At 66.0% G+C, this 25,868-nt stretch carries 25 protein-coding genes and 1 pseudogene; 15 read left to right on the top strand and 11 right to left on the bottom strand.

Annotation, left to right across the window (positions count from 1 at the left end; genetic code table 11):
• Positions 1 to 17: 17 nt before the first annotated feature.
• The 4 genes from coaBC to CFB82_RS14150 form a co-directional block, all read right to left on the bottom strand.
• Positions 18 to 1,229: a bifunctional phosphopantothenoylcysteine decarboxylase/phosphopantothenate--cysteine ligase CoaBC gene (gene coaBC, locus CFB82_RS14165; RefSeq protein WP_089484457.1), complete on the bottom strand. Its 1,212-nt coding sequence runs from the start codon at positions 1,227 to 1,229 to the stop codon at positions 18 to 20.
• A 67-nt stretch (positions 1,230 to 1,296) separates the two neighbouring features.
• Positions 1,297 to 1,797 (bottom strand): signal peptidase II, encoded by a 501-nt coding sequence (gene lspA / locus CFB82_RS14160; protein WP_069248662.1) that lies wholly within the window; start codon positions 1,795 to 1,797, stop codon positions 1,297 to 1,299.
• 2 nt (positions 1,798 to 1,799) lie between these two features.
• Positions 1,800 to 4,637 carry an isoleucine--tRNA ligase gene (gene ileS / locus CFB82_RS14155; RefSeq protein ID WP_069248661.1) on the bottom strand — a complete coding sequence of 946 codons (2,838 nt, stop codon included), beginning with the start codon at positions 4,635 to 4,637 and terminating at the stop codon, positions 1,800 to 1,802.
• Positions 4,638 to 4,741: 104 nt separating this feature from the next.
• Positions 4,742 to 5,734, bottom strand: coding sequence for a bifunctional riboflavin kinase/FAD synthetase (locus CFB82_RS14150; protein ID WP_089446268.1), 993 nt, complete (start codon positions 5,732 to 5,734; stop codon positions 4,742 to 4,744).
• A gap of 122 nt (positions 5,735 to 5,856) precedes the next feature.
• Here CFB82_RS14150 and purN point away from each other — a divergent pair, with 122 nt between their 5' ends.
• From purN to nadC, 6 genes are all read left to right on the top strand, one after another.
• Positions 5,857 to 6,519: a phosphoribosylglycinamide formyltransferase gene (gene purN / locus CFB82_RS14145; RefSeq protein WP_039368183.1), complete on the top strand. Its 663-nt coding sequence runs from the start codon at positions 5,857 to 5,859 to the stop codon at positions 6,517 to 6,519.
• Complete coding sequence (locus CFB82_RS14140; protein ID WP_069248658.1) at positions 6,516 to 7,781, top strand: RsmB/NOP family class I SAM-dependent RNA methyltransferase; 1,266 nt, start codon at positions 6,516 to 6,518, stop codon at positions 7,779 to 7,781. Before purN ends, CFB82_RS14140 begins: the two co-directional genes overlap by 4 nt.
• Before the next feature lie 18 nt (positions 7,782 to 7,799).
• Complete coding sequence (locus CFB82_RS14135; protein WP_089484456.1) at positions 7,800 to 9,182, top strand: mechanosensitive ion channel family protein; 1,383 nt, start codon at positions 7,800 to 7,802, stop codon at positions 9,180 to 9,182.
• A 215-nt stretch (positions 9,183 to 9,397) separates the two neighbouring features.
• Entirely contained in the window at positions 9,398 to 10,591 is a 1,194-nt protein-coding gene (locus CFB82_RS14130; RefSeq protein ID WP_069248656.1) for a DesA family fatty acid desaturase, read from the top strand.
• 341 nt (positions 10,592 to 10,932) lie between these two features.
• On the top strand, positions 10,933 to 12,069 hold the full coding sequence (nadA, locus tag CFB82_RS14125) for a quinolinate synthase NadA (protein WP_059816346.1): 1,137 nt from the start codon (positions 10,933 to 10,935) through the stop codon (positions 12,067 to 12,069).
• The gene (gene nadC, locus CFB82_RS14120) at positions 12,069 to 13,034 is read left to right on the top strand and encodes a carboxylating nicotinate-nucleotide diphosphorylase (protein ID WP_256990360.1); all 966 of its coding nucleotides are present in this window, start codon (positions 12,069 to 12,071) and stop codon (positions 13,032 to 13,034) included. Before nadA ends, nadC begins: the two co-directional genes overlap by 1 nt.
• A gap of 91 nt (positions 13,035 to 13,125) precedes the next feature.
• Here nadC and nadB read toward each other — a convergent pair whose 3' ends face one another.
• The 4 genes from nadB to radC form a co-directional block, all read right to left on the bottom strand.
• Positions 13,126 to 14,712: an L-aspartate oxidase gene (nadB, locus tag CFB82_RS14115; RefSeq protein ID WP_046544591.1), complete on the bottom strand. Its 1,587-nt coding sequence runs from the start codon at positions 14,710 to 14,712 to the stop codon at positions 13,126 to 13,128.
• A gap of 160 nt (positions 14,713 to 14,872) precedes the next feature.
• The gene (gene rpmG, locus CFB82_RS14110; RefSeq protein WP_006478046.1) at positions 14,873 to 15,040 is read right to left on the bottom strand and encodes a 50S ribosomal protein L33; all 168 of its coding nucleotides are present in this window, start codon (positions 15,038 to 15,040) and stop codon (positions 14,873 to 14,875) included.
• Between the two features lie 17 nt (positions 15,041 to 15,057).
• Entirely contained in the window at positions 15,058 to 15,291 is a 234-nt protein-coding gene (gene rpmB / locus CFB82_RS14105; protein WP_004186391.1) for a 50S ribosomal protein L28, read from the bottom strand.
• Between the two features lie 237 nt (positions 15,292 to 15,528).
• Positions 15,529 to 16,302 (bottom strand): RadC family protein, encoded by a 774-nt coding sequence (radC, locus tag CFB82_RS14100; protein WP_069248655.1) that lies wholly within the window; start codon positions 16,300 to 16,302, stop codon positions 15,529 to 15,531.
• Between radC and CFB82_RS43980 the strand changes: the two genes are divergently transcribed.
• The 9 genes from CFB82_RS43980 (at position 16,301) to CFB82_RS14060 (ending at position 23,634) form a co-directional block, all read left to right on the top strand.
• Positions 16,301 to 16,426 carry a hypothetical protein gene (locus CFB82_RS43980; RefSeq protein WP_256979042.1) on the top strand — a complete coding sequence of 42 codons (126 nt, stop codon included), beginning with the start codon at positions 16,301 to 16,303 and terminating at the stop codon, positions 16,424 to 16,426. The two genes, radC and CFB82_RS43980, sit on opposite strands and share 2 nt — an antisense overlap.
• A gap of 11 nt (positions 16,427 to 16,437) precedes the next feature.
• A complete protein-coding gene (locus tag CFB82_RS14095) occupies positions 16,438 to 16,893 on the top strand; it encodes an FKBP-type peptidyl-prolyl cis-trans isomerase (RefSeq protein ID WP_046544593.1) in 456 nt (151 codons plus the stop codon).
• 2 nt (positions 16,894 to 16,895) lie between these two features.
• Positions 16,896 to 17,876 carry a 4-hydroxy-3-methylbut-2-enyl diphosphate reductase gene (gene ispH, locus CFB82_RS14090; protein WP_011352949.1) on the top strand — a complete coding sequence of 327 codons (981 nt, stop codon included), beginning with the start codon at positions 16,896 to 16,898 and terminating at the stop codon, positions 17,874 to 17,876.
• A gap of 203 nt (positions 17,877 to 18,079) precedes the next feature.
• A complete protein-coding gene (locus tag CFB82_RS14085; RefSeq protein WP_179255406.1) occupies positions 18,080 to 18,823 on the top strand; it encodes an amino acid-binding protein in 744 nt (247 codons plus the stop codon).
• Between the two features lie 211 nt (positions 18,824 to 19,034).
• Positions 19,035 to 19,985 (top strand): branched-chain amino acid ABC transporter permease, encoded by a 951-nt coding sequence (locus CFB82_RS14080; protein WP_006488946.1) that lies wholly within the window; start codon positions 19,035 to 19,037, stop codon positions 19,983 to 19,985.
• Between the two features lie 18 nt (positions 19,986 to 20,003).
• Positions 20,004 to 21,173, top strand: a complete 1,170-nt coding sequence (locus tag CFB82_RS14075; RefSeq protein ID WP_069248653.1) for an ABC transporter permease subunit — start codon at positions 20,004 to 20,006, stop codon at positions 21,171 to 21,173.
• 23 nt (positions 21,174 to 21,196) lie between these two features.
• Entirely contained in the window at positions 21,197 to 21,973 is a 777-nt protein-coding gene (locus CFB82_RS14070) for an ABC transporter ATP-binding protein (protein ID WP_069248652.1), read from the top strand.
• Positions 21,973 to 22,689, top strand: a complete 717-nt coding sequence (locus tag CFB82_RS14065; RefSeq protein WP_069248651.1) for an ABC transporter ATP-binding protein — start codon at positions 21,973 to 21,975, stop codon at positions 22,687 to 22,689. Before CFB82_RS14070 ends, CFB82_RS14065 begins: the two co-directional genes overlap by 1 nt.
• 273 nt (positions 22,690 to 22,962) lie before the next feature.
• Positions 22,963 to 23,634, top strand: a complete 672-nt coding sequence (locus tag CFB82_RS14060) for a DUF2278 family protein (RefSeq protein WP_089446262.1) — start codon at positions 22,963 to 22,965, stop codon at positions 23,632 to 23,634.
• A 24-nt stretch (positions 23,635 to 23,658) separates the two neighbouring features.
• Here the strand turns inward: CFB82_RS14060 and CFB82_RS14055 are convergent, their stop codons facing one another.
• The 3 genes and pseudogenes from CFB82_RS14055 to CFB82_RS14045 all read right to left on the bottom strand — a co-directional run.
• The gene (locus CFB82_RS14055) at positions 23,659 to 24,114 is read right to left on the bottom strand and encodes a GNAT family acetyltransferase (RefSeq protein ID WP_046544599.1); all 456 of its coding nucleotides are present in this window, start codon (positions 24,112 to 24,114) and stop codon (positions 23,659 to 23,661) included.
• Positions 24,115 to 24,127: 13 nt separating this feature from the next.
• Positions 24,128 to 25,312 carry an acetylornithine transaminase gene (locus CFB82_RS14050; protein WP_069248649.1) on the bottom strand — a complete coding sequence of 395 codons (1,185 nt, stop codon included), beginning with the start codon at positions 25,310 to 25,312 and terminating at the stop codon, positions 24,128 to 24,130.
• Between the two features lie 293 nt (positions 25,313 to 25,605).
• Positions 25,606 to 25,868, bottom strand: a pseudogene (locus CFB82_RS14045) (CDP-6-deoxy-delta-3,4-glucoseen reductase); the annotation flags it as partial.

Here is a 25,868-nt window from a genome sequence, read left to right as displayed (position 1 = left end):
GGCCGCCGCGCGGGAGGTCAGATCAGGCGATTGTCGGGCAGGCGCTTCGCGATTTCCGCGACGAGCGTGTGCGCGAGTTCGTCCTTCGGGGCGCGCGGCAGGCGCGTGAGGCCGGCGGCCTCGAACAGCACGACTTCGTTGTCGTCGCGACCGAACGTCAGCGGGCCGAGGTTGCCGACCAGCAGCGGCACGTTCTTGCGCTTGCGCTTCTCGTCGCCGTGCACGTCGAGGTCGCCGCTTTCGGCCGCGAAGCCGACGCAGAACGGCGGATCGGGCAGCGCCGCGACCGACGCGAGGATGTCGGGATTCTCGACGAACGCGAGCGCGGGCACCTTGTGGTCGGCCGTCTTCTTCATCTTGTGCTCGGCCGGCTGGGCGACGCGCCAGTCGGCGACCGCAGCGACCGCGATGAAGATGTCGGCATCGGCGACCGCATGCATGACCGCGTCGTACATCTGTTGGGCAGTCTGCACGTCCTGACGGTAGACGCCCCACGGCGTGTCGAGCGCCACCGGCCCCGCGACGAGATGCACGTCGGCGCCGGCCTGCTGCGCGGCGCGCGCGAGCGCGAAACCCATCTTGCCGCTCGAGCGGTTCGTGAGGCCGCGCACCGGGTCGAGCGGTTCGAACGTCGGGCCGGCCGTGATCAGCACGCGCCGGTGCGCGAGCACCTTCGGCGCGAAGTGCGCGACGATCGCTTCGTAGATCGCCTCGGGCTCGAGCATGCGGCCGTCGCCGACTTCGCCGCACGCCTGCGCGCCCGAATCCGGGCCGAGCACCGACACGCCGTCCGCGCGCAGTTGCGCGGCGTTGCGTTGCGTGGCCGGGTTCTGCCACATCTGGCGGTTCATGGCGGGCACGACGAGCAGCGGGCAATCGCGCGCGACGCACAGCGTCGACAGCAGGTCGTCCGCGAACCCGTGTGTGAGCTTCGCGAGGAAGTCCGTCGACGCGGGCGCGATCACGATCGCGTCGGCTTCGCGCGACAGGTCGATGTGCGCCATGTTGTTGTCGACGCGCGCGTCCCACTGGCTCGTGTAGACGGGCCGGCCCGACAGCGCCTGCATCGTGACGGGCGTGATGAACTGGGTGGCGGCTTCGGTCATCGCGACCTGCACGGTCGCGCCGGCCTTCACGAGCAGCCGCGTGAGCTCGGCGATCTTGTAGCAGGCGATGCCGCCCGTCAGGCCGAGAACGAGGTGCTTTCCTGCGAGTTCTGCGTGTGCCAACTCAGGCCTCCAAGGGTCAAACGGAACGGCCGGCGCGAAGCCGGCCGTCGACGCCGAGTATGCGCGCTTAGCGCGAGCCGCGCACGCGACGCAGTTCGTCGTAGATCAGCAGCACCGCGCCGACCGTGATCGCGGAATCGGCGAGGTTGAACGCCGGGAAGTGCCAGGCGCCGAGATGGAAATCGAGGAAGTCGATCACGTGGCCGTAGACGAGCCGGTCGATCACGTTGCCGAGTGCGCCGCCGAGGATCATCGCGAGCGACAGGCTGAACAGCCGCTGCTGGCCGTGACGCTTCAGCAGGAAGCAGATCACGAGCGTCGCGGCGATGCCGAGCGCGGTGAACGCCCAGCGCTGCCAGCCGCCGGCGGTCGACAGGAAGCCGAACGCGGCGCCGCGGTTGTACACCAGCACGAGGTTGAAGAACGACGTCAGCTCGTGCTGCGCGCCGTACGCGAACGTCTTCAGGATCGCGATCTTCGACAGCTGGTCGAACAGGATCACGATCAGCGAAATGCCGAGCCAGGGCGCGAGCGCGCCGCTGGCCGGTTTCGACAGGGTTTTCGCCATAGTTAAGCAGCGCTCCGGATTTCGCCGTTTTCGAACAGGTTGGAGAAGCAGCGGCCGCACAGCGTCGGATGATCGGCATGTGCGCCGACATCTTCACGGTAGTGCCAGCAGCGCTCGCACTTCTGGTACTTCGACGCAGCCACGTCGACGCTTTCCTGCGCTTCGTCGTCGACCTTGACGACCGTCGCGGCCGACGTGATCAGCACGAACTTCAGATCGTCGCCGAGGCTCGTGAGCGCGTCGTAGCGCGCGCCGCTCGCGTGCACCGCGACTTCGGCCTGCAGCGACGAACCGATGCGGTTCGCGGTGCGTGCCTCCTCGAGCGCCTTCGTCACGTTGCCGCGCACCTCGCGCAGCAGCGCCCACTTCTCGATCAGCGCGGCCGAGCCGTCGACTTCCGGATACGCGTAGTAGGTTTCCGTGAAGATCGTGTCGCTGGCCGGCTGGAACACCTTCCACGCTTCTTCCGCCGTGAACGACAGGAACGGTGCGAGCACGCGCAGCAGGCCGTGCGTCAGGTGGTACAGCGCGGTCTGCGCGGAGCGGCGTGCGCGCGAATCGGCCGCGCTCGTGTACAGGCGGTCCTTCAGCACGTCGAGGTAGAAGCCGCCGAGATCTTCCGAGCAGTACGTCTGCAGCTTCGCGACGACCGGGTGGAATTCGTACTTCTCGTAGTGGCCGAGCAGCTCCGTCTGCAGTTGCTGCGAGAACGCGACCGCATAGCGGTCGATCTCGAGCCATTCGTCGACCGGCACGGCGTGCTGCGCGAAGTCGAAGTCCGACAGGTTCGCGAGCAGGAAGCGCAGCGTGTTGCGGATGCGGCGATAGCCTTCGGTCACGCGCTTCAGGATTTCCTCGGAGATCGCGAGCTCGCCCGAGTAGTCGGTCGAGGCGATCCACAGGCGGATGATTTCCGCGCCGAGACGGTTCGCGACTTCGTGCGGGTCGATGCCGTTGCCGAGCGACTTGCTCATCTTGCGGCCTTCGCCGTCGACCGTGAAGCCGTGCGTGAGCAGGCCCTTGTACGGCGCGCGGCCGTCGATCATCGACGCCGTGAGCAGCGACGAGTGGAACCAGCCGCGGTGCTGGTCCGAGCCTTCGAGGTAGAGGTCGGCCGGGAACTGCAGCTGATCCTTGTGCGAGCCGCGCAGCACGTGCCAGTGCGTCGTGCCCGAATCGAACCACACGTCGAGCGTGTCGCGGTTCTTTTCGTACAGGTTCGCGTCGTCGCCGATCAGCTCGCGCGGATCGAGCGTCTGCCACGCCTCGATGCCCGACTGCTCGACGCGTTTCGCGACTTCCTCGAGCAGCTCGAGCGTGCGCGGATGCAGCTCGCCGGTTTCCTTGTGCACGAAGAACGCCATCGGCACGCCCCACTGGCGCTGGCGCGACAGCGTCCAGTCGGGACGGTTCGCGATCATGCTGAACAGGCGCTGCTTGCCCCACGACGGGTAGAACGCGGTGGCGTCGATGCCTTCGAGCGCGGTTTCGCGCAGCGTCTTGCCGCCGTCGCGCGGCGTCACGTCCATGCCGGCGAACCACTGCGACGTCGCGCGGTAGATGATCGCCGTCTTGTGGCGCCAGCAGTGCATGTAGCTGTGCTTGTAGTGCTCGCTGCGCAGCAGCGAGCCGGCCGCGTTCAGCGCGTCGACGACCTTCGGGTTTGCGTCCCAGATCGACAGGCCGCCGAACAGCGGCAGCGATTCGATGTAGCGGCCGTCGCCCATCACCGGGTTGATGATGTCCGAGTCGGTCATCCCGTGCGCCTTGCACGACACGAAGTCCTCGATACCGTACGCGGGTGACGAGTGCACGACGCCGGTACCCGTGTCGGTCGTCACGTAGTCGCCGAGGTACACGGGTGCGGTGCGCTTGTAGCCGGGGTGAGCCGACGCGAGCGGGTGGTGGAAGCGCAGGCCCGCGAGCTTCACGCCCGGCGCGGTCGCCACGACGCGGCCGGTCAGCTTGAAGTCGGTCATGCATGCTTCGACGCGCTCTTCCGCGATGATCAGCAGCCCGCGCTCGGTGTCGACCAGCGCGTAGACGATTTCCGGATGGAGGTTCAGCGCCTGGTTCGCGGGGATCGTCCACGGCGTGGTGGTCCAGATCACGATGCCGCCTTCCGCGCGCGGCAGGGCCGGCAGGCCGAACGCCTGCGCGGTCTTTTCCGGTTCTGCGAACGCGAACATCACGTCGATCGTCGGATCGGTGCGGTCCTTGTACTCGACTTCCGCTTCCGCGAGCGCCGAGCCGCAGTCGAAGCACCAGTTCACCGGCTTCAGCCCGCGATACACGTAGCCCTTCTCGATGATCTTGCCAAGCGCGCGGATCTCTTCCGCCTCGTTGACGAAGTTCATCGTCTTGTACGGGTTGGCCCAGTCGCCGAGCACGCCCAGACGCTTGAAGCCGACCTTCTGCTTCTCGATCTGCTCGGTCGCGTACGTGCGCGCCTTGCTCATCACTTCGGCCGCCGGCAGCGACTTGCCGAACTGCTTCTCGATCTGGATTTCGATCGGCATCCCGTGGCAATCCCAGCCCGGCACGTACGGCGCGTCGAAGCCGGCCATGTTGCGCGACTTGACGACGATGTCCTTCAGGATCTTGTTGACGGCGTGGCCGAGGTGGATGTCGCCGTTCGCGTACGGCGGGCCGTCGTGCAGGATGAACTTCGGCCGGCCGGCGCTGGCCGCGCGGATCTTCTCGTAAATGCCGCGCTCTTCCCATTCCTTGACCCACTGCGGCTCGCGCTTGGGCAGGTCGCCGCGCATCGGGAACGGCGTGTCGAGCAGGTTGACCGGATACTTGGCCTGCGGTTTCGAATCGGCTTTCTTGTTGCTCATGATGGGATCGCTATCTAAATCTCGGGGGACGCGCGAGCGTCGTGAATCGGGTATGCGCGCGACTGAGCGGCGCGAGGGTGCGGCGCGGGGCGCCGCCGTCCGGATCAGCTAATTCGGTCGGTGGCCGACGTCGCGAAGCCCGTGGCGCGGCTGCCCGGCGCGCGGTCGCGCTCGATGAAGTACGCACGCGCATTTGCGACGTCCAGCGCGATCGCGCGCGACAGCGCCTCGAGATCGTCGAATTTCGCCTCGTCGCGCAGCTTCTGCAGGAATTCGACGCGGATGAGCTTGCCGTACGCGTCGCCGTGCCAGTCGAGCAGGTGGACTTCGAGCAGCACGCGGCCCGAATCGTCGACGGTCGGGCGCAGGCCGAGGCTCGCGACGCCCGGCAGCGGGGCGGGGCCGAGGCCGTGCACCTGCACGACGAAGATGCCCGCGAGCGCCGGCCGCTTGTGTGCGATCGGCAGGTTCAGCGTCGGGAAGCCGAGGTCGCGGCCGAGCTTCAGCCCGTGCGCGACGTGGCCGCTGATCGCATAGCCATGGCCGAGCGCCTGCGCGGCCGCATCGAGATCGCCGGCCGCGAGCGCGGCGCGCACGCCCGAGCTCGAGATGCGTGTGCCGTCGCTGCCGGCCACCGTACCCATCTGCTCGACCTCGAAGCCGTACTGCGCGCCGGCCGCCTGCAGCGTGTCGAAGGTGCCCGCGCGTTTCGCGCCGTAGCAGAAATCGTCGCCGACCATCATCCAGCGCGTGTGCAGCCCGTTTACCAGCGTGCGTTCGACGAACGCCTGCGGCGACTGGCTCGCGAACGTGTGGTTGAAGTGCTCGACGACCACGCGGTCGACGCCGTGATCGCGCAGCGCCTCGAGCTTGTCGCGCAGCATCGCGATGCGCGGCGGCGCGCCGGCCGGGTTGAAGAATTCGCGCGGGTGCGGCTCGAACGTCATCACGCACACGGGCAGGCCGCGCGCGTCCGCTGCCGCGCGCACGCGCGCGAGCAGGGCCTGGTGGCCGCGATGGACACCGTCGAAGTTGCCGATCGTCAGCGCGCACGGGGCGCGGCTCTCGGCGTTGGGCAGGCCGCGGAAGACTTTCACGATAGCGGATGCAGCGTCGGGGAATGGGCGGTGGGATGCCGCAAAGCAGAAGATTATAAACGTTCGGGCGGGCCGGCGGCCGAGAAGGGGGGAAACGCGGGGGCGAATGGTAAAATTCGCGGATGAAAAAACTCGTGATCCTGATTTCCGGTCGCGGCAGCAACATGGAGGCCATCGTCCGCGCGTGCGCGCAGGAACGCTGGCCGGCCGAAGTTGCGGCCGTGATCGCCAACCGGCCCGACGCGGCCGGCCTGGCATTTGCCGCGTCGCACGGGGTGGCGACGGCGGTGGTCGACCACCGGTCGTTCGACGGCCGCGACAGCTTCGACGCGGCGCTCGCCGCCGAGATCGACCGATTCGCGCCCGATCTCGTGGTCCTCGCCGGCTTCATGCGCATCCTCACGCCCGCATTCGTCAGACGATACGAAGGCCGGCTGCTGAACATCCATCCGTCGCTGCTGCCGAGCTTCAAGGGCATCCACACGCACCAGCAGGCGCTCGACGCGGGTGTCGCGCTGCATGGCGCGAGCGTGCACTTCGTGATTCCCGAGCTCGACAGCGGCGCGATCGTCGCGCAGGGCGCGGTGCCCGTGCGCGCGGGTGACGACGCGGCCGCGCTCGCGCAGCGTGTGCTGACGGTCGAGCATGTGCTGTATCCGCGCGCGGTGCGCTGGTTCATCGAGGGGCGCCTGCGCCTCGAGAACGGCCGTGCAGTGGTGGCGCCGGAAGAGGCGCGCTGGATTTTCGCGGATCAACCGCATACCGAAACGAGTGAGGGCGTATGAAACTGCACGGATTCCTGATCGGCCAGACCGAGACTTTGCTGGCCGAGGTGCTGAAGTTCGCCGGCCCCGCCGATGCGACGACGAGCCGGTTCTTCCGCGCGCATCCGAAGCTCGGGCATGCCGAGCGCGGCGTGATCGCCGAGGCGGTGTTCGCGGTGCTGCGCCGCAAGATGGAGTTTTCGCACCTCGCCGAGAGCGGCACGGGCACGCCTGCGCGGCGCCTCACGCTGCTCGGCCTGATGCAGACGGCTGGCCGCAATGCGCTGAAGCCGTTCCTGTCCGACACCGAGGCCGCATGGCTCGAGCACGTGTCGAAGATCGATCCGGCGAGCCTGCCGGTGCGCATCCGCACGAACCTGCCCGACTGGATCCACCAGGCATTGTCGGCCCGTTTCGACGCCGACGAGCTCGCGCAGCTCGCGGCCGCGCTGAACTACCCGGCGCCGCTCGACCTGCGTGCCAATGCGCAGAAGGCCAGCCGTGATCAGGTCATCGACGGGTTGCGCGCGGAAGGCATCGATGCGGGCGCGACGCCGTTCGCGCCGTTCGGCGTGCGCGTGGTCGGCAAGCCGGCGCTGACGCGCCTGAAGCTGTTCGAGGAAGGCGCGATCGAGGTGCAGGACGAAGGCAGCCAGCTGCTGTGCTCGCTGGTCGCGCCGCGCCGCGGCGAGATGGTCGTCGATTTCTGCGCGGGCGCGGGCGGCAAGACGCTCGCACTGGGCGCGATGATGCGCTCGACCGGGCGCCTCTACGCGTTCGACGTGTCGGAAAAGCGCCTGGCGAAGCTGAAGCCGCGCCTCGCGCGCAGCGGGCTGTCGAACGTGAACCCCGTGCTGATCGACAGCGAACACGACGCGAAGATCAAGCGGCTCGCCGGCAAGATCGACCGCGTGCTGGTCGATGCGCCGTGCAGCGGCCTCGGCACGCTGCGCCGCAATCCGGACCTGAAGTGGCGCCAGACGCGCACCGCGATCGACGAGCTGACGCCGAAGCAGGCGTCGATCCTCGCGAGCGCCGCGCGCCTGGTGAAGAAGGGTGGCCGGCTCGTCTACGCGACCTGCAGCGTGCTCGACGCCGAGAACGAACGCATCGTCGAACAGTTCCTGGCCGACCATCCCGACTTCGTGCTGGTGCCGGCGCAGAAGGTGCTGGACGACCAGCGCATCGAGCTCGAGACGGGCGACTACCTGTCGCTGTGGCCGCACCGTCACGCGACCGACGGCTTCTTCGCCGCGGTGCTCGAACGGCGCGCTGCGCAGTAACGGCGGGCCGGACGGACGATGGAGAATCTGCAGAGCCGCCTGCTGTCGCACCGGCTGGCATCGGTCATCGACGATTTCCACCAGCCGGTGATGATCTGGCAGGCGGCGATCCTCATCGGCGCGCTGTGCTTCGCATGGGTGGCCGCGCGCTTCGTGCACGGCCGGATCGACGCGCGCCGCCGGGCGGCCGGACGTGCGCCCGGCGCGGGCGCGCAAAGCCTGAAGCGCGCGTTGTTCCCGTTGTTCGGCAGCGTGTTCGTGGGCGGCGCGCAGCTCGCGTTCGACCCGTTCATGTCGACGTCGCTGCTGTCGCTCGCGCTCGTGCCGCTGTTCGGCATCGGGCTGATCTACGTGCTGTTCTTCTTTGCGCGGCGCGTGTTCGCGCGCGACGGCCACACGCATGTATGGCTGTCGATCGTCGAGAAAATCGTGTCGACCGTCGTGTGGGCCGCGATGGTGCTGACCGTGCTCGGCATCCAGCGTGACGTGCTCGGCTGGCTCGACAGCGTGCAGTTCCGTGTCGCCAATGCGCATCTCACGCTGCTGTCGGTGATCTCCGGCGCGCTGTGGGTGTGCGTGACGCTGATGGTCGCGATGTGGCTCGGCTCGGTGCTCGAGGATCGCCTCACGCGCGCGACCACGCTCGACGCGAACCTGAAGGTCGTGCTGTCGCGGGTCGGCCGCGCGCTGCTCGTGTTCGCGGCGATCCTGATCGGGCTGTCGCTGGTCGGCATCGACGTGACCGTGCTCGGCGTGTTCGGCGGCGCGGTGGGTGTCGGCCTCGGTTTCGGGCTGCAGAAGATCGCCAGCAACTACGTGTCGGGCTTCATCATCCTGCTCGACCGCTCGCTGCGGCTCGGCGATGCGATCAGCGTCGGCGGCCTGCAAGGCGTCGTCACGCAGATCCGCACGCGCTACACGGTCGTGCGCGGCCTCGACGGCAACGAGACGCTGATCCCGAACGAAAAGCTGATCACCGACGTCGTGCAGAACCAGTCGTCGTACCTGACGCGCGGGTACGCGAAGGTCGCCGTGCAGGTCGCGTACACGAGCGATGTCGAGCAGGCGCTCGCGCTGCTCGCCGATGCGGCCAAGGGTGTGCCGCGCGTGCTGGCCGAGCCCGCGCCGACCCCGTACCTCGTGAGTTTCGGCGCGGACGGGATCGACCTGGAGCTCGGCTTCTGGATCGAGGATTCGGCGAAAGGCACGTCCGGCGTGCGTTCGAGCGTGAACCGCAACATCTGGCGGCTGTTCAGCGAGCACGGGATCTCGATTCCGTTCCCGCAGCGCGAAGTGCGCGTGGTCGGGTTGCCGGACGGGTTTCCCGCGGCGGACGCGGCAACCGGGCGCGATCCGGCAGCGGCCAACGGTGCGCTGGACGGGCGCGCGCCGGCGGCGTAGCGGGCGCGGGCGGTCATTCGTACCGATCCCGCGGTCGAAACCGGATCGCGGGCCTTTCCCAGTCCGCGCATGGACCGCGGGGATTGCGTCAGGGCAAGAAAATATTCATTTTTTACAAAGACTTGGAACGGTTGAAGTAAAATTCTGGTCTACACGCGGTATGCTTTCATTCTTCTGACGCCAGCGTGGCGTCGCTCTCATCACGGGTAACTGCCTTGTTGAATTCTGTGCTCGATTTTCTTTCCCACGGGCTCCTGCATTTTTCGTGGTGGCAAGTCGCATTGTTCGCGCTCGCCGTCACGCACGTCACGATCATCGGCGTGACCGTCTACCTGCACCGCTGCCAGGCGCACCGCGCACTGGAGCTGCATCCGATCGCGAGCCACTTCTTCCGCTTCTGGCTGTGGATGACCACCGGCATGCTGACCGGCCAGTGGGCGGCGATTCACCGCAAGCACCACGCGAAGTGCGAGACCGAGGAAGATCCGCACAGCCCGCAGACGCGCGGCATCTGGAAGGTGTTCCTCGAGGGCGCCGAGCTGTATCGCGCGGAAGCGAAGAACGAAGAGACGATGCGCAAGTTCAGCCACGGCACGCCGAACGACTGGCTCGAGCGCAACGTCTACTCGAAGTACCCGATCCTCGGCATCAGCATGATGATGGTGATCGACGTCGCGCTGTTCGGCGTGCTCGGCCTGACCGTGTGGGCCGTGCAGATGGTCTGGATTCCGTTCTGGGCGGCGGGCGTCGTCAACGGCTTCGGTCACTTCTGGGGCTATCGCAACTTCAACTCGGCCGACGCGAGCACGAACCTGTTCCCGTGGGGCATCGTGATCGGCGGCGAAGAGCTGCACAACAACCACCACACGTTCGCGACGTCGGCGAAGCTGTCGAACAAGTGGTACGAGTTCGACATCGGCTGGATGTACATCCGCATCATGTCGGCATTCGGTCTCGCGAAGGTCAAGAAGGTCGCGCCGACGCCGCGCCTGAACAAGCCGAAGACGGTGCTCGACCAGGAAACGCTGCAGGCCGTGCTGTCGAACCGCTACGAAGTGATGGCGCGCTACGGCAAGGCCGTGAAGCGTGCGTACCGCCAGGAGCTCGCGCACCTGAAGGAAATCGGCGGCGAGAAGTACCAGATGATGCGCGGCGCGCGCAAGTGGTTCCACAAGGACGCCGACGGCCTCGACGAGCCGCAGAAGAAGCTGCTGCCGGAAATCTTCGCGAACAGCCAGAAGCTGCAAACCTATTTCCAGCTGCGCCAGGATCTCGCCGCGATCTGGGATCGTTCGACCGCATCGCGCGAACAGCTTCTCGCGCAATTGCAGGATTGGTGCCATCGCGCAGAACAAAGCGGCATCAAGGCGCTGCAGGAATTCGCGACGCGCCTGCGCCGCTACGCCTGATTCGAAATCGATTAGAATCTAAGGACGTCAAAAACCCCGCGTTGGCGGGGTTTTTTATTTGGTCCGGCAGTTTTTGAACGGTGTTCGGCAGGGCCGGATTGGTATGAGGCTTGGGGCAACGTGGAAGTGTTGTTCTTGGGCTAGGATCGGAGTGGGCGCCGAAGCGCTAACGCTGATCGACCGCAAAGCATGGGATCAGCGTAAGTGCTAAAGCACTATCGCTGGTCGACCGCGAAGCATGGGATCAGAGTAAGCGCTAAAGCGCTAACTCTGATCGACCGCGAAGCATGGGACCAGCGTAAGTGCTAAAGCACTAACGCTGGTCGACAGGAGATATGGAGATGCAATCGACGATCAAACCCGTCGAGTACGACCGGCCCGTTGCAGCAGGGACCGTATGCGGCGTGGGGCAGGCATGGGCCAAGGTGCCCGATGCACCGTCCGCCGAAGAGCGGGCCGCGCTGAAGGCGCGCATCAAGGCATTGCTCGTGCGTGAAAAGGCCGTGCTGGTCGCGCACTACTACGTCGACGCCGAGCTGCAGGAGCTCGCCGACGAAACTGGCGGCTGTGTCGCCGATTCGCTCGAAATGGCCCGCTTCGGCCGTGACCACGACGCGCAGACGCTGGTCGTCGCCGGCGTGCGCTTCATGGGCGAGACCGCGAAGATCCTGAGCCCGAACAAACGCATCCTGATGCCCGATCTCGATGCGACGTGCTCGCTCGACCTCGGCTGCCCCGTCGACGAATTCTCGGCGTTCTGCGATGCGCATCCCGACCGTACCGTCGTCGTCTACGCGAATACCAGCGCTGCCGTGAAGGCGCGCGCGGACTGGATGGTCACGTCGTCGATCGGCCTCGAGATCGTGGCCGACCTGCATGCACGCGGCGAGAAGATCATCTGGGCGCCGGATCGCCATCTCGGCAGCTACATCCAGAAGAAAACCGGCGCGGACATGCTGCTGTGGCAAGGCTCGTGCCTCGTTCACGACGAATTCAAGGGCATCGAGCTCGACCTGCTGCGCGCCGAGTATCCGGACGCGAAGGTGCTCGTCCACCCCGAGTCGCCGGAAAACGTCGTCGCGCAGGCCGATGTGGTCGGCTCGACCACGCAGCTGATCGATGCGGCGGTCAAGTTCGACGCGACGCACTTCATCGTCGCGACCGATCTCGGCATCCTGCACAAGATGCAGCTTGCGGCGCCCGGCAAGACCTTCATCGCCGCGCCGACGGCCGGCAACAGCGCCACCTGCAAGAGCTGCGCGCACTGCCCGTGGATGGCAATGAACGGCCTCGCGAACCTCGCCGACGTGCTCGAGCGCGGTCACAACGAGATCTTCGTCGATCCCGCGATCGGCGAGCGCGCACGCCTGCCGATCGACCGGATGCTCGATTTCGCGGCCGCGCACAAGAAGCGCGTGCAGGCGAGCGGCGATCTGCAGCGTGACCAGCAACTGTTCGCGAACGTGGGGGCTGCATAATGAATAGCCCCCACGCTCACATTCGTTCGGTGCCCCCCGAGGGGGCGGCCACCTTCCTTGGGGGCGGCCCGGCGGAAGGCGGCGCGAGTTCCGCAGTATCCCCGCTGTTCAACATCGTCCGCGAGCAATACGGCACGGCATTCGACAATGCGATCGCGCGCAACGTGGCCGATGCGATCGCGGAAGACGTCGGCACCGGCGACCAGACCGGGCGGCTCGTACCGGCCGGCGGACGTCGCCGTGCACGCATCATCGTGCGCGAGGAAGCCGTGCTGTGCGGCGTGCCGTGGTTCGAGGCCGTGATTGCCCGGATCGATCCGTCGATCGTCGTGCAATGGCGCTATCGCGAAGGTGACCGGATGTCGCCCGATTCGACCGTCTGCGAACTCGAAGGGCCGGCGCGCGCGCTGCTGACGGCCGAGCGCAACGGGCTGAACTTCCTGCAGTTGCTGTCGGGCGTCGCGACCGCGACGCGTCGTTACGTCGATCGCGTCGAAGGCACGCGCGCGAAGATCCTCGATACGCGCAAGACGCTACCGGGCCTGCGGCTCGCGCAGAAGTACGCGGTGCGCGTCGGCGGGGGCGAGAACCAGCGTCTCGCGTTGTACGACGGCATCCTGATCAAGGAAAACCACATCGCGGCGGCAGGCGGTGTCGGCGAGGCGCTCGACGCGGCATTTGCGCTGGAGTCGGGTGTGCCCGTGCAGGTCGAAGTCGAGACGCTTGCACAACTCGATACTGCGCTCGCACATCGCGCGCAGTCGGTGTTGCTCGACAACTTCACGCTCGACATGATGCGTGAAGCGGTGCGTGTGGCGAACGGCAAGGCCGTGCTCGAAGTGTCGGGCGGCGTCAATTTCGAGACGGTGCGTGCGTTCGCGGAAACGGGGGTCGACCGTATCTCGATCGGCGCGCTGACGAAGGACGTGCGCGCGACGGACTATTCGATGCGGATCGTCGACTGACCGAACGCGTTCGATCAGACAAAAAAGCCGTTGGCGCGCAAACGCCAACGGCTTTTTTCCTGTGCGACCGCAGCCGGGAAGGGCGTGCCGCTCAGCGACGCGCACGCGGCGTGAGCACGCTCGGCAGTGCCTTCGGCAGCGAGTTCGGCCAGTCGCGGCTGTAGTGCAGCCCGCGGCTTTCGCGGCGCGAGTGTGCGCTCTTCACGATCAGCGTCGCCACGTCGACGAGGTTGCGCAGCTCGAGCAGATCGCGCGTCACGCGGAAGTTCGCGTAGTACTCCTGGATCTCGTCGCGCAGCAGCGACAATCGGTGCTTCGCGCGTTCGAGGCGCTTGTCGGTGCGCACGATGCCGACGTAGTTCCACATCAGGCGGCGCAGCTCGTCCCAGTTGTGCGCAACGACGACTTCCTCGTCCGCATCCGATACGCGGCTTTCGTCCCATGCGGGCAGCGTGGCCGGCGTTTCGGCATCGAAGCCGGCTGCCTCGATCGCTTCGGCCGCGGCACGGCCGATCACGAGACATTCGAGCAGCGAGTTGCTCGCGAGCCGGTTCGCGCCGTGGAGCCCCGTGTACGACGTTTCGCCGACCGCATACAGGCCCGCGAGATCGGTGCGCCCGGCGAGATCGGTGACGACGCCGCCGCACGTGTAGTGTGCGGCCGGCACGACGGGAATCGGCTCTTTCGCGATGTCGATGCCGAATTCGAGGCAGCGCGCGTGGATCGTCGGGAAGTGTTCGCGCAGGAACGCTTCCGGCTGGTGGCTGATGTCGAGATACACGCAGTCGATCCCGCGCTTCTTGATCTCGAAGTCGATCGCGCGCGCGACGATGTCGCGCGGCGCGAGTTCGGCGCGCGGATCGTGTGCGGGCATGAAGCGCGTGCCGTCGGGCAGCTTCAACAGGCCGCCTTCGCCGCGCACGGCTTCGGAAATCAGGAACGACTTTGCGTACGGATGGAACAGGCAGGTCGGGTGGAACTGGATGAATTCCATGTTCGACACGCGGCAGCCCGCACGCCACGCCATCGCGATGCCGTCGCCGGTCGCGGTGTCGGGGTTCGTCGTGTACAGGTAGACCTTGCCGGCGCCGCCCGTTGCGAGCACCGTATGCGGCGCCTCGATCGTGATCGTGCGGTCGTTGTCGACGTCGAGCGCGTACAGGCCGTGACAGCGGCGGCCGGGCAGGCCGAGCCGGTCCGACGTGATCAGGTCGATCGCGTGGTGGTTTTCGAAGAACGTGATGTTCGGATGCTGGCGCGCACGCGCCGACAGCGTGGCGAGCACCGCATGGCCGGTCGCGTCGGCCGCGTGGATGATCCGGCGGTGGCTGTGGCCGCCTTCGCGCGTGAGATGGAAGCCGAGCTCGGCCGCGTCGTCCTTCGTGAACGGCACGCCCTGCGAGATCAGCCATTCGATCGCTTCGCGGCCGTGCTCGACGATATAGCGCGTCGCGCCTTCGTCGCACAAGCCGCCACCGGCGACCAGCGTGTCGTCGACGTGGTTCTCGATGCTGTCCGCCGAATCGAGGACTGCCGCGATGCCGCCTTGCGCGTTATCGCTCGCGCCCTCCATCATCGACCGTTTCGCGATCAGCGCGACACGTCGCGTGCTGGCCAGGTTGAGTGCGACCGACAGCCCTGCCAGGCCGCTGCCGACGATCGCCACGTCGAATTTCATGCTGCATCTCCATCGTTACGCTTTTGATCTTGTGCGTTCCGGCGGCCGTGGCCGCGGAAAGGGGAGAGCATACCGCGTCGCGCCGGAGCGTGCGCGCAAAACAAAAAGCCCCGCATGTGCGGGGCTTTTCGGTCGCCGTCAGGCTGGCAGAAACCGGAGATTACTTGATCTTGGTTTCTTTGTATTCCACATGCTTGCGGACGACGGGATCGAACTTCTTGATCGCCATCTTTTCCGGCATGTTGCGCTTGTTCTTCGTGGTCGTGTAGAAGTGACCCGTACCAGCGGTCGACTCAAGCTTGATCTTGTCGCGTGCGCCTTTTGCCATGATTGTGCTCCTTGGGCTTAGGCTTCGCCGCGTGCGCGCAGGTCAGCGAGCACGGAATCGATGCCGTTCTTGTCGATCAGGCGCAGGCCGGCGTTCGAGACGCGCAGGCGCACCCAGCGGTTTTCGCTCTCAACCCAGAACCGGCGGTTTTGCAGGTTCGGCAGGAAGCGACGCTTGGTCTTGTTGTTGGCGTGGGAAACGTTGTTGCCGCTCATCGGCGCTTTCCCAGTTACTTGGCATACGCGTGCCATGAGAGCACTCCTAATACGCTAAATTCGGGGTTCGATCGCCGATGAAGGTTCCATCGTACCGCCACGTGATCCATGGCTGCACTCAGAACGCCGAAGCCCTTACAGACAAGGCCCTTCGATGGCTAGAACTGGTTGGAAAAAAGACAGACGGCGATTCTAGCAGAAAAAGTTCAGAAAAATCAAACCTAATTTCGCATCACCGTTGCGGCGCCCTTGGGCGGGCCGCAACCGCACAGTCTACATCCAACCGGCCCGTGCGAACGAAAAGGTATCACTGGTGCCGATCACGACGTGATCGAGCAGCCTGACATCGACGAGCGCGAGCGCGTCGTGCAGCACGCGGGTCAGGCGGCGATCTTCCGCGCTCGGCTGCACCGCGCCCGACGGATGATTGTGGGCGACGATCAGGGCCGCGGCGTTGTATGCCATCGCGCGGCGCACGATCTCGCGCGGGTAGACGGCCATGCGCGTCAGCGAGCCGCGGGTGATTTCCTCCATGTCGATCAGGCCGTGGCGCGCGTCGAGGTAGACCGCCGCGAACACTTCGTACGGACGCGCGCCGATCTTCAGCCGCAGATAGTCCTCGACCGCGCTGGGTGAATCGATCGGCTTCTTCTCGTGCGCTTTCTCCTTCAGCATGCGACGCGCGATCTCGATGACGGCAACCAGCCGCGCGGAGCGCGCGGGGCCGATGCCGGGGTGCGCCTCGAAATCGTCGGTGGTCGCCTCGAGCAGCCCGTGCAACGACTTGAACTGCTTGACCAGTGCGCGGGCGGTGGTGAACACGTCGTGCCCGGGCTTGCCCGTGCCGAGCAGCAGGGCGACCAGTTCGTCGTCGGTCAGCGCTGCCGGCCCACGCTCCAGCAATCGCTCGCGCGGCCGCTCGGGCCGCCAGCCGCGCAGGCGGCGTTTGCGCCGGTGGATCGGGATGACGCGGCCGGGCGGATCGGCCGGCAGATCGGTGCTGTCGCGGCATTCGACGGACGGCAAGGCAGGGCAGGGTGACAGCATGCTTGAAACTCCATTGGCGGCGGGCGGTGTGCGCGACGTCGTCGCACTTTCCGCCTTGCGCGCTCAGGTGACTTACAATATTGGTTTTGCGCCGGGCCGTTCGGCCGTATCGGGCGCCGACTGAACGAGTAATTCATGAGCCTCATCGATCTATCCGAAGTGAAGCCCGGTTCCCACGTCACGTTGCATTACCGGCTGGCACTGGCCGACGGCGCCGATATCGTCAACACCTTCACCGACAAGCCGGCCACGCTGCTGCTCGGCGCGGGGCAACTGGCGCCGTCGCTGGAACAGATTCTGATCGGCCTCAGGGTCGGCGACCATTCGACTTTTCAGCTAGCCCCCGAACAAGGGTTCGGTCCCCGCAATCCCGACATGCTCCAGCGCGTGACGCTGTCGACGCTGCGCGAGAACGGGATGGTCGGCGACGATTTCACGCCGGGCGAACTGATCGAGTTCAACGCGCCGGACGGTGGCCGATACGCGGGGGTGCTGAAGGAAGTCAGCGAAACCTCGGCACTGTTCGACTTCAATCATCCGCTCGCGGGCCAAGCGCTCACGTTCGAAGTGAAAATCATCGGAATCCTGTAATCATGAGCACCACCGATACACTGTCCGGGCAGACCGTCGCCGCCGATGCCGAAATCCTGCTGGCCCAGCCGCGCGGTTTCTGCGCGGGCGTCGATCGCGCCATCGAGATCGTCGAGCGCGCCATCGCGATGCACGGTGCGCCGATCTACGTCCGTCACGAGATCGTCCACAACAAGTACGTGGTCGAGGATCTGAAGAAGAAAGGCGCGATCTTCGTCGAGGAACTCGAGGAAGTGCCGGCCGGCAATACCGTGATCTTCAGCGCGCACGGCGTGTCGAAGGCCGTGCGCGACGAGGCCGACGTGCGCGGGTTGCGCATTTACGACGCAACCTGCCCGCTCGTCACGAAGGTGCACGTCGAAGTGGCGAAGATGCGCCAGGACGGCGTCGACATCGTCATGATCGGGCACAAGGGCCATCCGGAAGTCGAAGGCACGATGGGGCAGGTCGAGCGCGGCATGCATCTCGTCGAGAGCGTCGAGGACGTGCAGAAGCTCGAGCTCGCCGATCCCGAACGCATCGCGCTCGTCACGCAGACGACGCTGTCCGTCGACGACGCGGCCGAGATCATCGGCGCGTTGAAGGCCAAGTATCCGAAGATCCGCGAGCCGAAGAAGCAGGACATCTGCTACGCGACGCAGAACCGCCAGGACGCCGTGAAGTTCATGGCGCCGCAGTGCGATGTCGTGATCGTCGTCGGCAGCCCGAACAGCTCGAATTCGAGCCGCCTGCGTGAAGTGGCCGAGAAGCGCGGCGTGGACGCGTACATGGTCGATGCACCCGACCAGATCGATCCGGCATGGGTCGCAGGCAAGCGTCGCATCGGCGTGACGGCCGGCGCGTCGGCCCCCGAAGTGCTCGCCCAGGCCGTGATCGCGCGACTGCGCGAACTCGGTGTGCGCAATGTGCGCGCGCTCGACGGCATCGAGGAAAACGTGTCGTTTCCGCTGCCGCGCGGGTTGAACCTGCCGCCCGCCGCCTGATTGCCGCATCGCACCCGCGGAACACCGAAGCGCGCCTTACGGCGCGCTTTTTTTTGCCTGTCGAAATCGCAATCGCAACCATTATTCGGATCAATGGTGCAACCGGGTTGCTCTGCGCGCTTCCAAGCGTCTCTCAAAATTGGTTGCAATGCAGGAAAACCCCATCGAATCAGGATTATTGGCGTCCTATAAATGGAGTTACAATGCGCCCGTTTTCAGGCCTGAATGGCTTTGAAATCGGATTTTGGCAAGGCGCGGGAGACCACTCGATGCATGTGAAGTTGGCTTACGCCATGTCCGTCGCCGCACCGGTTGCAATGCTTGCCGGCTGCAGCAAAAAGAGCGACGACGAGGCGGGGAGGGAGGCTGCGGCGTTCGCGGCACCGCCGGCCAGCGGCGTGCGCGTCGCCGGAACCGGTCGTGCGGCATCGTTCGTGGGCCGCACCGCGCAATTGGGCAAGGACAAGGAAAACGGGGCACGTTTGGCGATCGAGGAAATCAACGCGCTTGGCCTGGCGAACGGCCAGGCAGCGGGCACGCAGGTTGCAGCACAGCAGGCCGCCGGTCGTGGCGTGACAGCGACCGTGCGCGCCGATCGACGCAGGCCGGCCAGGGTGCCCGGTGATGCGGGCAGCGTGCCGATGTCGCCGGTCCCCTTTCATTTCGATTCGACGAAACAGCGCGTTGCCGCGAGCAATGATGTCGCGGCGCGCGGTCTGGTTCGTACGATGGATTCCGACGCAGTCCTGACGAATGTCGGGCGCGGCGTTCGCGGTGCCTTGCGAGGCAGCGCGGCACGGAATCCGATCCGCCCGGGTGCGGGGCTTGCCTCGCGCCGGACGGGAAAAGGCACGGATGCCGGGCAACCGGACGATGGCCGTCTCGGCATGCTGCCCTACGACTTCAAGGAGGCCACGAACACCGTCCTCGATGTCGTGACGATTTAGCGACGGGACTCATGACGGCACCGGAACAGTGCGGTGCCGTTTTTGTATCCGCTCCGGCGGCAGGTCCGGCCGTACAGGCCGGGCGGCGCGCGCCGGGACGATCCACCCTTACCGGTATCGACTAGTACCCGCAGTGTCGCCGAGAAGGCGCGATTCCTCGCTTACCCGCGGGGCGCAACGTCCTCCGGCAGCACGGGCCAAGGAGCTTTAAATGGATATTTTCGTCCAGCAGGTTCTCAACGGGCTGGTGCTCGGCAGTGTCTACGCCATCATCGCGTTGGGCTACACGATGGTGTACGGCATTCTCGGCATCATCAACTTCGCGCATGGCGACGTGCTGATGATCGGCGCGATGGTCGCCCTGTCGGCCATCACCGTGCTGCAGAACCATTTCCCCGGACTCGGCAACGTCGCGACGCTGACGATCGGCCTGGGCATCGCCGCAGTCGTCTGTGCATTCGTCGGCTTCACGATCGAGCGGGTCGCCTACCGGCCGCTGCGTCGCGCACCGCGCCTCGCCCCGCTGATCACCGCGATCGGCGTGTCGATCCTGCTGCAGACCGCCGCGATGATCATCTGGTCGCGCAACCCGCTGCCGTTCCCGCAATTGCTGCCGACCGATCCGATCAACGTGATCAAGGCCACCGATACGACGCCCGGCGCCGTGATCTCGGTGACTGAAATCGTGATCATCGCCGTCGCGTTCATCGTGATGGGCGGCCTGCTGCTGCTCGTGCACAAGACCAAGCTCGGCCGCGCGATGCGCGCGATCGCCGAAAGCCCGAACACCGCGAGCCTGATGGGCGTGAACCCGAACTTCGTGATCTCCGCGACGTTCATGATCGGCTCCGCGCTCGCCGCACTGGCCGGCGTGATGATCGCATCCGAATACGGCAACGTGCACTTCTACATGGGCTTCATCCCCGGCATGAAGGCATTCACCGCTGCGGTGCTGGGCGGGATCGGCAACCTCGGCGGTGCGATGGTCGGCGGCGTGCTGCTCGGCCTGATCGAGCAGCTCGGGGCCGGCTACATCGGCAACCTCACGGGCGGCGTATTCGGCAGTAACTACCAGGACGTGTTCGCCTTCATCGTGCTGATCATCGTGCTGGTGTTCCGTCCGTCCGGCCTGCTGGGCGAACGTGTCGCGGATCGCGCGTAACGGAAGGGAGCAAACAACATGACATCCATTCAACCGATCGAATCCTCGACGTCGCTCGTCGAAGAGCGCAACACCACCAAGACCGTCATCATCGGCCTCCTGACCGCGGTCTTCGTGATCGCGGCGCCGATCATCATCGGCTCGGCCGGCGGCAACTACTGGGTCCGCGTGCTCGACTTCGCGATGCTGTACGTGATGCTCGCGCTGGGCCTGAACGTGGTGGTCGGCTTCGCCGGCCTGCTCGACCTGGGTTACATCGCGTTCTACGCGGTGGGTGCGTACACCGCGGCATTGTTGAGTTCGCCGCACCTGACCTCGCAGTTCGAGTGGATCGCGGCGCTCGCGCCGAACGGGCTGCACATCCCGTTCCTGATCATCGTGCCGATCGCGATGGCGCTGGCGGCGACCTTCGGGATCCTGCTCGGCGCGCCGACGCTGCGCCTGCGCGGCGACTACCTGGCGATCGTGACGCTCGGCTTCGGTGAAATCGTCCGGATCTTCATGAACAACCTCGACCGTCCGGTGAACATCACCAACGGCCCGAAGGGGATCACGGGCATCGATCCGGTGCACGTCGGCGACTTCAGCCTCGCGCAGACGCATTCGCTGTTCGGGATCCAGCTGCCGTCGGTCTACATGTACTACTACCTGTTCGTGCTGTGCTCGCTGCTGGTGATCTGGGTGTGTACGCGCCTGCAGCACTCGCGTATCGGCCGCGCATGGGCGGCGATCCGCGAAGACGAGATCGCGGCGAAGGCGATGGGCATCAACACCCGCAACGTGAAGCTGCTCGCATTCGCGATGGGCGCGTCGTTCGGCGGCCTGTCGGGTGCGATGTTCGGTTCGTTCCAGGGCTTCGTGTCGCCGGAATCGTTCACGTTCTGGGAATCGATCGTCGTGCTGGCCTGCGTGGTGCTCGGCGGCATGGGCCACATCCCGGGCGTGATCCTGGGTGCGGTGCTGCTCGCGATCTTCCCGGAATTCCTGCGCTCGACGATGAGCCCGCTGCAGCACGCGCTGTTCGGTCATGACATCGTCGATACGGAAGTGATCCGTCAGGCGCTGTACGGCCTCGCGATGGTCGTCATCATGCTGTATCGCTCGGAAGGCCTGTGGCCCGCGCCGAAGCATGAGGACAAGATCGCGAAACTGGCGAAGCGCGCCAGCAAGAAGCCGGTGCGCGCTTAACCTACGGACGAGGGGATACACACATGAGCGACAAACAAATCCGACTGTCCGTGCAGGGCGTGAACAAACGCTTCGGCGGCCTGCAGGCGCTGTCCGACGTCGGTCTGCAGATCAGGGAAGGTGAGATCTACGGCCTGATCGGCCCGAACGGCGCCGGCAAGACGACGTTCTTCAACGTGATCACGGGCCTCTACACGCCGGACTCCGGCGAGTTCAAGCTCGACGGCACGGAATACAAGCCGACCGCGGTGCATCAGGTCGCGAAGACGGGCATCGCGCGCACGTTCCAGAACATCCGCCTGTTCGGCGGGATGACGGCCCTCGAGAACGTGATGGTGGGCCGCCACGTGCGTACCAAGCATGGGCTGCTCGGCGCGGTGTTCCAGACGCCGGCCGAACGCCAGGAAGAGCGCGAGATCAAGGAGCGCGCGATCGAGCTGCTCGAATACGTCGGCGTGCTGCAGTACGCGGACTACACGTCGCGCAACCTGTCGTACGGCCACCAGCGCCGCCTCGAGATCGCGCGCGCGCTGGCCACCGACCCGAAGCTGCTCGCGCTCGACGAGCCGGCGGCCGGGATGAACGCGACCGAGAAGGTCGAACTCACGCGCCTGCTCGACAAGATCCGCTCGGACGGCCGCACGATTCTCCTGATCGAGCACGACGTGAAGCTCGTGATGGGGCTGTGCAACCGGATGACGGTGCTCGATTACGGCAAGGTGATCGCCGAAGGTCTGCCGCAGGACGTGCAGAAGAATCCGAAGGTGATTGAGGCATATCTCGGCGCAGGGGTGCACTGATGGCAGCGGCAATGTTGAAAATCAAGGGCTTGCAGGTCAACTACGGCGGCATCCAGGCCGTCAAGGGCGTTGACATGGAAGTCCGCCAGGGCGAGCTCGTGACGCTGATCGGCGCGAACGGCGCGGGCAAGACCACGACGATGAAGGCGATCACGGGTCTCAAGGCGTATTCGGCAGGCGACATCGAGTACGAAGGCAAGTCGATCAAGGGCATCCCGTCGCACGAGCTGCTCAAGCGCGGCCTCGCGATGGTGCCGGAAGGCCGCGGGATCTTCGCGCGGATGTCGATCGTCGAGAACATGCAGATGGGCGCGTACCTGCGCAACGACAACGAGCAGATCAAGAAGGACGTCGACCGCATGTTCGGCTTCTTCCCGCGCCTGAAGGAGCGTGCGACGCAGCTCGCGGGCACGCTGTCGGGCGGCGAGCAGCAGATGCTGGCGATGTCGCGCGCGATCCTCTCGAAGCCGAAGCTGCTGCTGCTCGACGAACCGTCGATGGGCCTGTCGCCGATCATGGTCGAGAAGATCTTCGAAGTGGTGCGTGAAATCTCGAAGGAGGGCATCACGGTGCTGCTCGTCGAGCAGAACGCGCGCCTCGCGCTGCAGGCGGCCGATCGTGGCTACGTGATGGATTCGGGCACGGTCACGATGGAAGGCGATGCGAAGCAGATGCTCGACGATCCGAAGGTGCGTGCCGCGTACCTGGGTGAATGAGTGAGTGAATGAGCGGGCCCGGCGGCGCGCGACGGCAGATGCCGGGCGCGTCGCACACGGGCTTTCGAAAGGCTGTCACGGGATGCCGTGACAGCCTTTTTTTTCGTGTCATGCGATTCCGGTCGAACTTGTGCGTGCGGGCGCGACTCCATTCGACTGTTGCGCCGCGCACGCGGCGCGGGAACGATGGGGCGGCCGCCCGTTGCCGGTCGCCTGCCAACCGTCACACGGGCCGCGTAGCATCGGCGGCCGATCGGCACACGGAGAGCACGCATGAGTCTGGACTACGGTTTCGTGAAGGCGAAGGTTACATCGGTGGCGAAGCTGAAAGGCTCGCCGCACGGCAGCGAGATCCAATATCACATCCACCTGACGCTGGCGTTGCCCGGCGGCGACTGGGACGTCGCGATCAATGTCGGCACCAACGACGCGGACGACCTGCTGAACTACAAGCTCGTCTACGATTTCCACCACCCGATCACGCAGACGCTCGAGGCCGCCGCCGAAGGCTATACGGACCTGACGGGGCAGGCGGCATTGCCCGCGCTCGACTACCTGCGCAGCGACATCCTGAACGAAACGGGCGCATGGCGCCCGAGCGCCGTGATGGACGGCACGGAGAATCAGGAGCCGATCCCGTCGCTGCTGCGGCTGGTGAACGCCGCGCAGTCGCAGGGGCTCGACGTCGTCGTGTTCGGCCGTTCGTATTCGGAAGGCAACGGCATCCACGATACGCACATGAACCAGGGTTCGACCGGCTCGAACTACCTGCACCGCGCGGGCGACGACCACAACGATCACAACGACATCTGGCAGGACGGCGCGCTGATCGTGCGCGTGAGCGACACGCAGTGGGCCGCGTATTTCGCCGCGTTCGAGCAGCAGGCCGTGCCGACCGACGCGCTCGGCAATCCGCTGCCGGGCGCGGGGCCGATCACGCGCTGACGTGGCGGCCTGCCGGCCTCTGCTTCACGCGGCCGGCAGCGTCTTGCCGAACGAGATGCGTTCCTCGACGCGATAGCCGAGCGCCGCGTAGAAGCGGCACGCATCGTCGTTGCCGGGCAGCACCTGCAGGTTGATCTTCAGGCAGCCGCGCGCGGCGAGCGCGCGTTCCGCATGCGCGATCAGCGCGCGGCCGATGCCGAGCCGGCGTGCGTCGTTCGATACGCCGAACGAGTAGAGCCAGCCGCGATGCCCGTCGAAACCCGCCATCAGCGTGCCGACCACGCGCGCGCCGCTGGTCGCGACGAAGAACAGTTCCGGCTGCGTCGCGAGCTTCAGCTCGATCGATCGCAGCGGATCGCGGTGCGGCGGCGCATCCGCGTCTTCGTACTGCGGGAACGCGTCGCGCCATACCGCGAGCACGGCATCGGTGTCGGCGCGTTCGAACGGGCGGATTGCAACAGCATCGGCGGCGGCATCCATCGGCGGGTTCTCCTTAGAGCGTGTCGAGCACCGACCGCAGCATCGCCATCATCTGGTCGATTTCCTCGGTCGTCACGTTCAGTGCGGGCATGAAGCGCAGCAGGTTCGGCCGCGCGGCATTCAGCAGCAGGCCGTCGGGCTGCATGTCACGGGCCTTCTCGACGATCTGCGGGCCGATGTCCTTGCCGAGCAGCAATGCGCGCAGCAGGCCTTCGCCGCGTTCGCCTTCGAAGCCGCGCTCTTCCGACAGCTCGAGCAGCTTGCGCTTCAGGTATTCGCTGCGCGCACGCACGCCTTCGAGGAAGCCCGGTGCGACGAGCTGCGAGATCACCGAATAGCCGACCGCCGTCATCAGCGGATTGCCGTTGTACGTGCCGCCCTGGTCGCCGGCCTCGAACACCGCGAACTCGGCCTTCGACAGCAGCGCGCCGAGCGGGGCGCCGCCGCCGATGCCTTTCGCGAGCGTCATGACGTCCGGCTCGATGCCGGACAACTCGTACGCGAACAGCGTGCCCGCGCGGCCGCAGCCGCTTTGCACTTCGTCGACGATCAGCAGCAGGTCGTGCTGCTTCGTCAGCGCGCGCAGCGCCTGCATGAATTCACGCGTGGCCGGAATCACGCCGCCTTCGCCCTGGATCGGTTCGAGCATCACCGCGACGGTCTTGTCGGTGATCAGCTTCTCGACCGAGTTGATGTCGTTCAGCTCGGCCTTCGGGAAGCCCGGCACCTGCGGCGCGTAGATCGTGTCCCAGCCCGGCTTGCCGCTGGCCGACATCGTCGCGAGCGTGCGGCCGTGGAAGCTGTGGTCGAACGTGATGATCTCGTACGCGCCGTTCTTGAACTTGCGGCCCCACTTGCGCGCGAGCTTGATCGCGCCTTCGTTCGCTTCCGCGCCGCTGTTCGTGAAGAACACCTTGTCGAACACGCTGTGCTGCGTGAGCAGGCCCGCGAGCTTCGCCATCGGTTCGTTGTAGAACGCGGGCGACGGGTTCAGGAGCTTTTCCGCCTGCGTCTTCAGCGCGTCGACGATGCCTTCGTTGCAATGGCCGAGGCTGTTGACGGCCCAGCCCTGGATGAAGTCCAGATAGCGCTTGCCCGTGTGATCGTAGAGCCACGAACCCTTGCCGTGCGTAAACACGATGTCGGGGCGGTTCGTGATGTACATCAGCGAGTCGATCGGATAATCGTTCAGGGGCATGGCAGCAGACTCCAGCGGACGTTGAAAGGGAAACGGGCAATAAAAAAGCCACGGAAGGCCGTGGCTGGTGGGTCGAACAGCTTGTGCGTAACCGGTGAAGCAGTGCGGGGGTTACGCGCGAGTCCGTAACGAGCCTGCGGCATCCGGGCGGAGCGGCGAGCGGCGACGTCGAAGGGCGGACAGGAAGCAGTTCATGTGCGCAAGCATAAGGCATCCCGCGCCACACTGTAAACCGCCGCGATGCCACGGATGTGACATCGCGGCGCGAAGTGCCGTACGCGGGTGCGCGGGCCTCAGACCGGATGCGCGAGATCGGCGGCGCTCGTGAACGAGTCCGCGTAGAACTCGTCGGCCGGCAGCGCGTGGTGCTGCGTGAAGTCGCGCTGCGCGGACTCGACCATCACCGGTGCGCCGCATGCGTACACCTGGTGGCCCGACAGATCGGGCAGATCCTCGATCACCGCGCGATGGACGAAGCCGGTGCGGCCCGTCCATTGATCGCCGGCGTCCGGCTCGGAGAGCACCGGCACGTACTTGAAGTTCGGGATCTCGCGTG

The organism is Burkholderia sp. HI2714, assembly GCF_002223085.1.
GTDB classification, from domain to species: Bacteria; Pseudomonadota; Gammaproteobacteria; order Burkholderiales; family Burkholderiaceae; genus Burkholderia; species Burkholderia lata_D.
The sequence above is the reverse complement of the archived record's forward strand: the minus strand, read 5'-3'. Positions and strand labels throughout refer to the sequence as shown.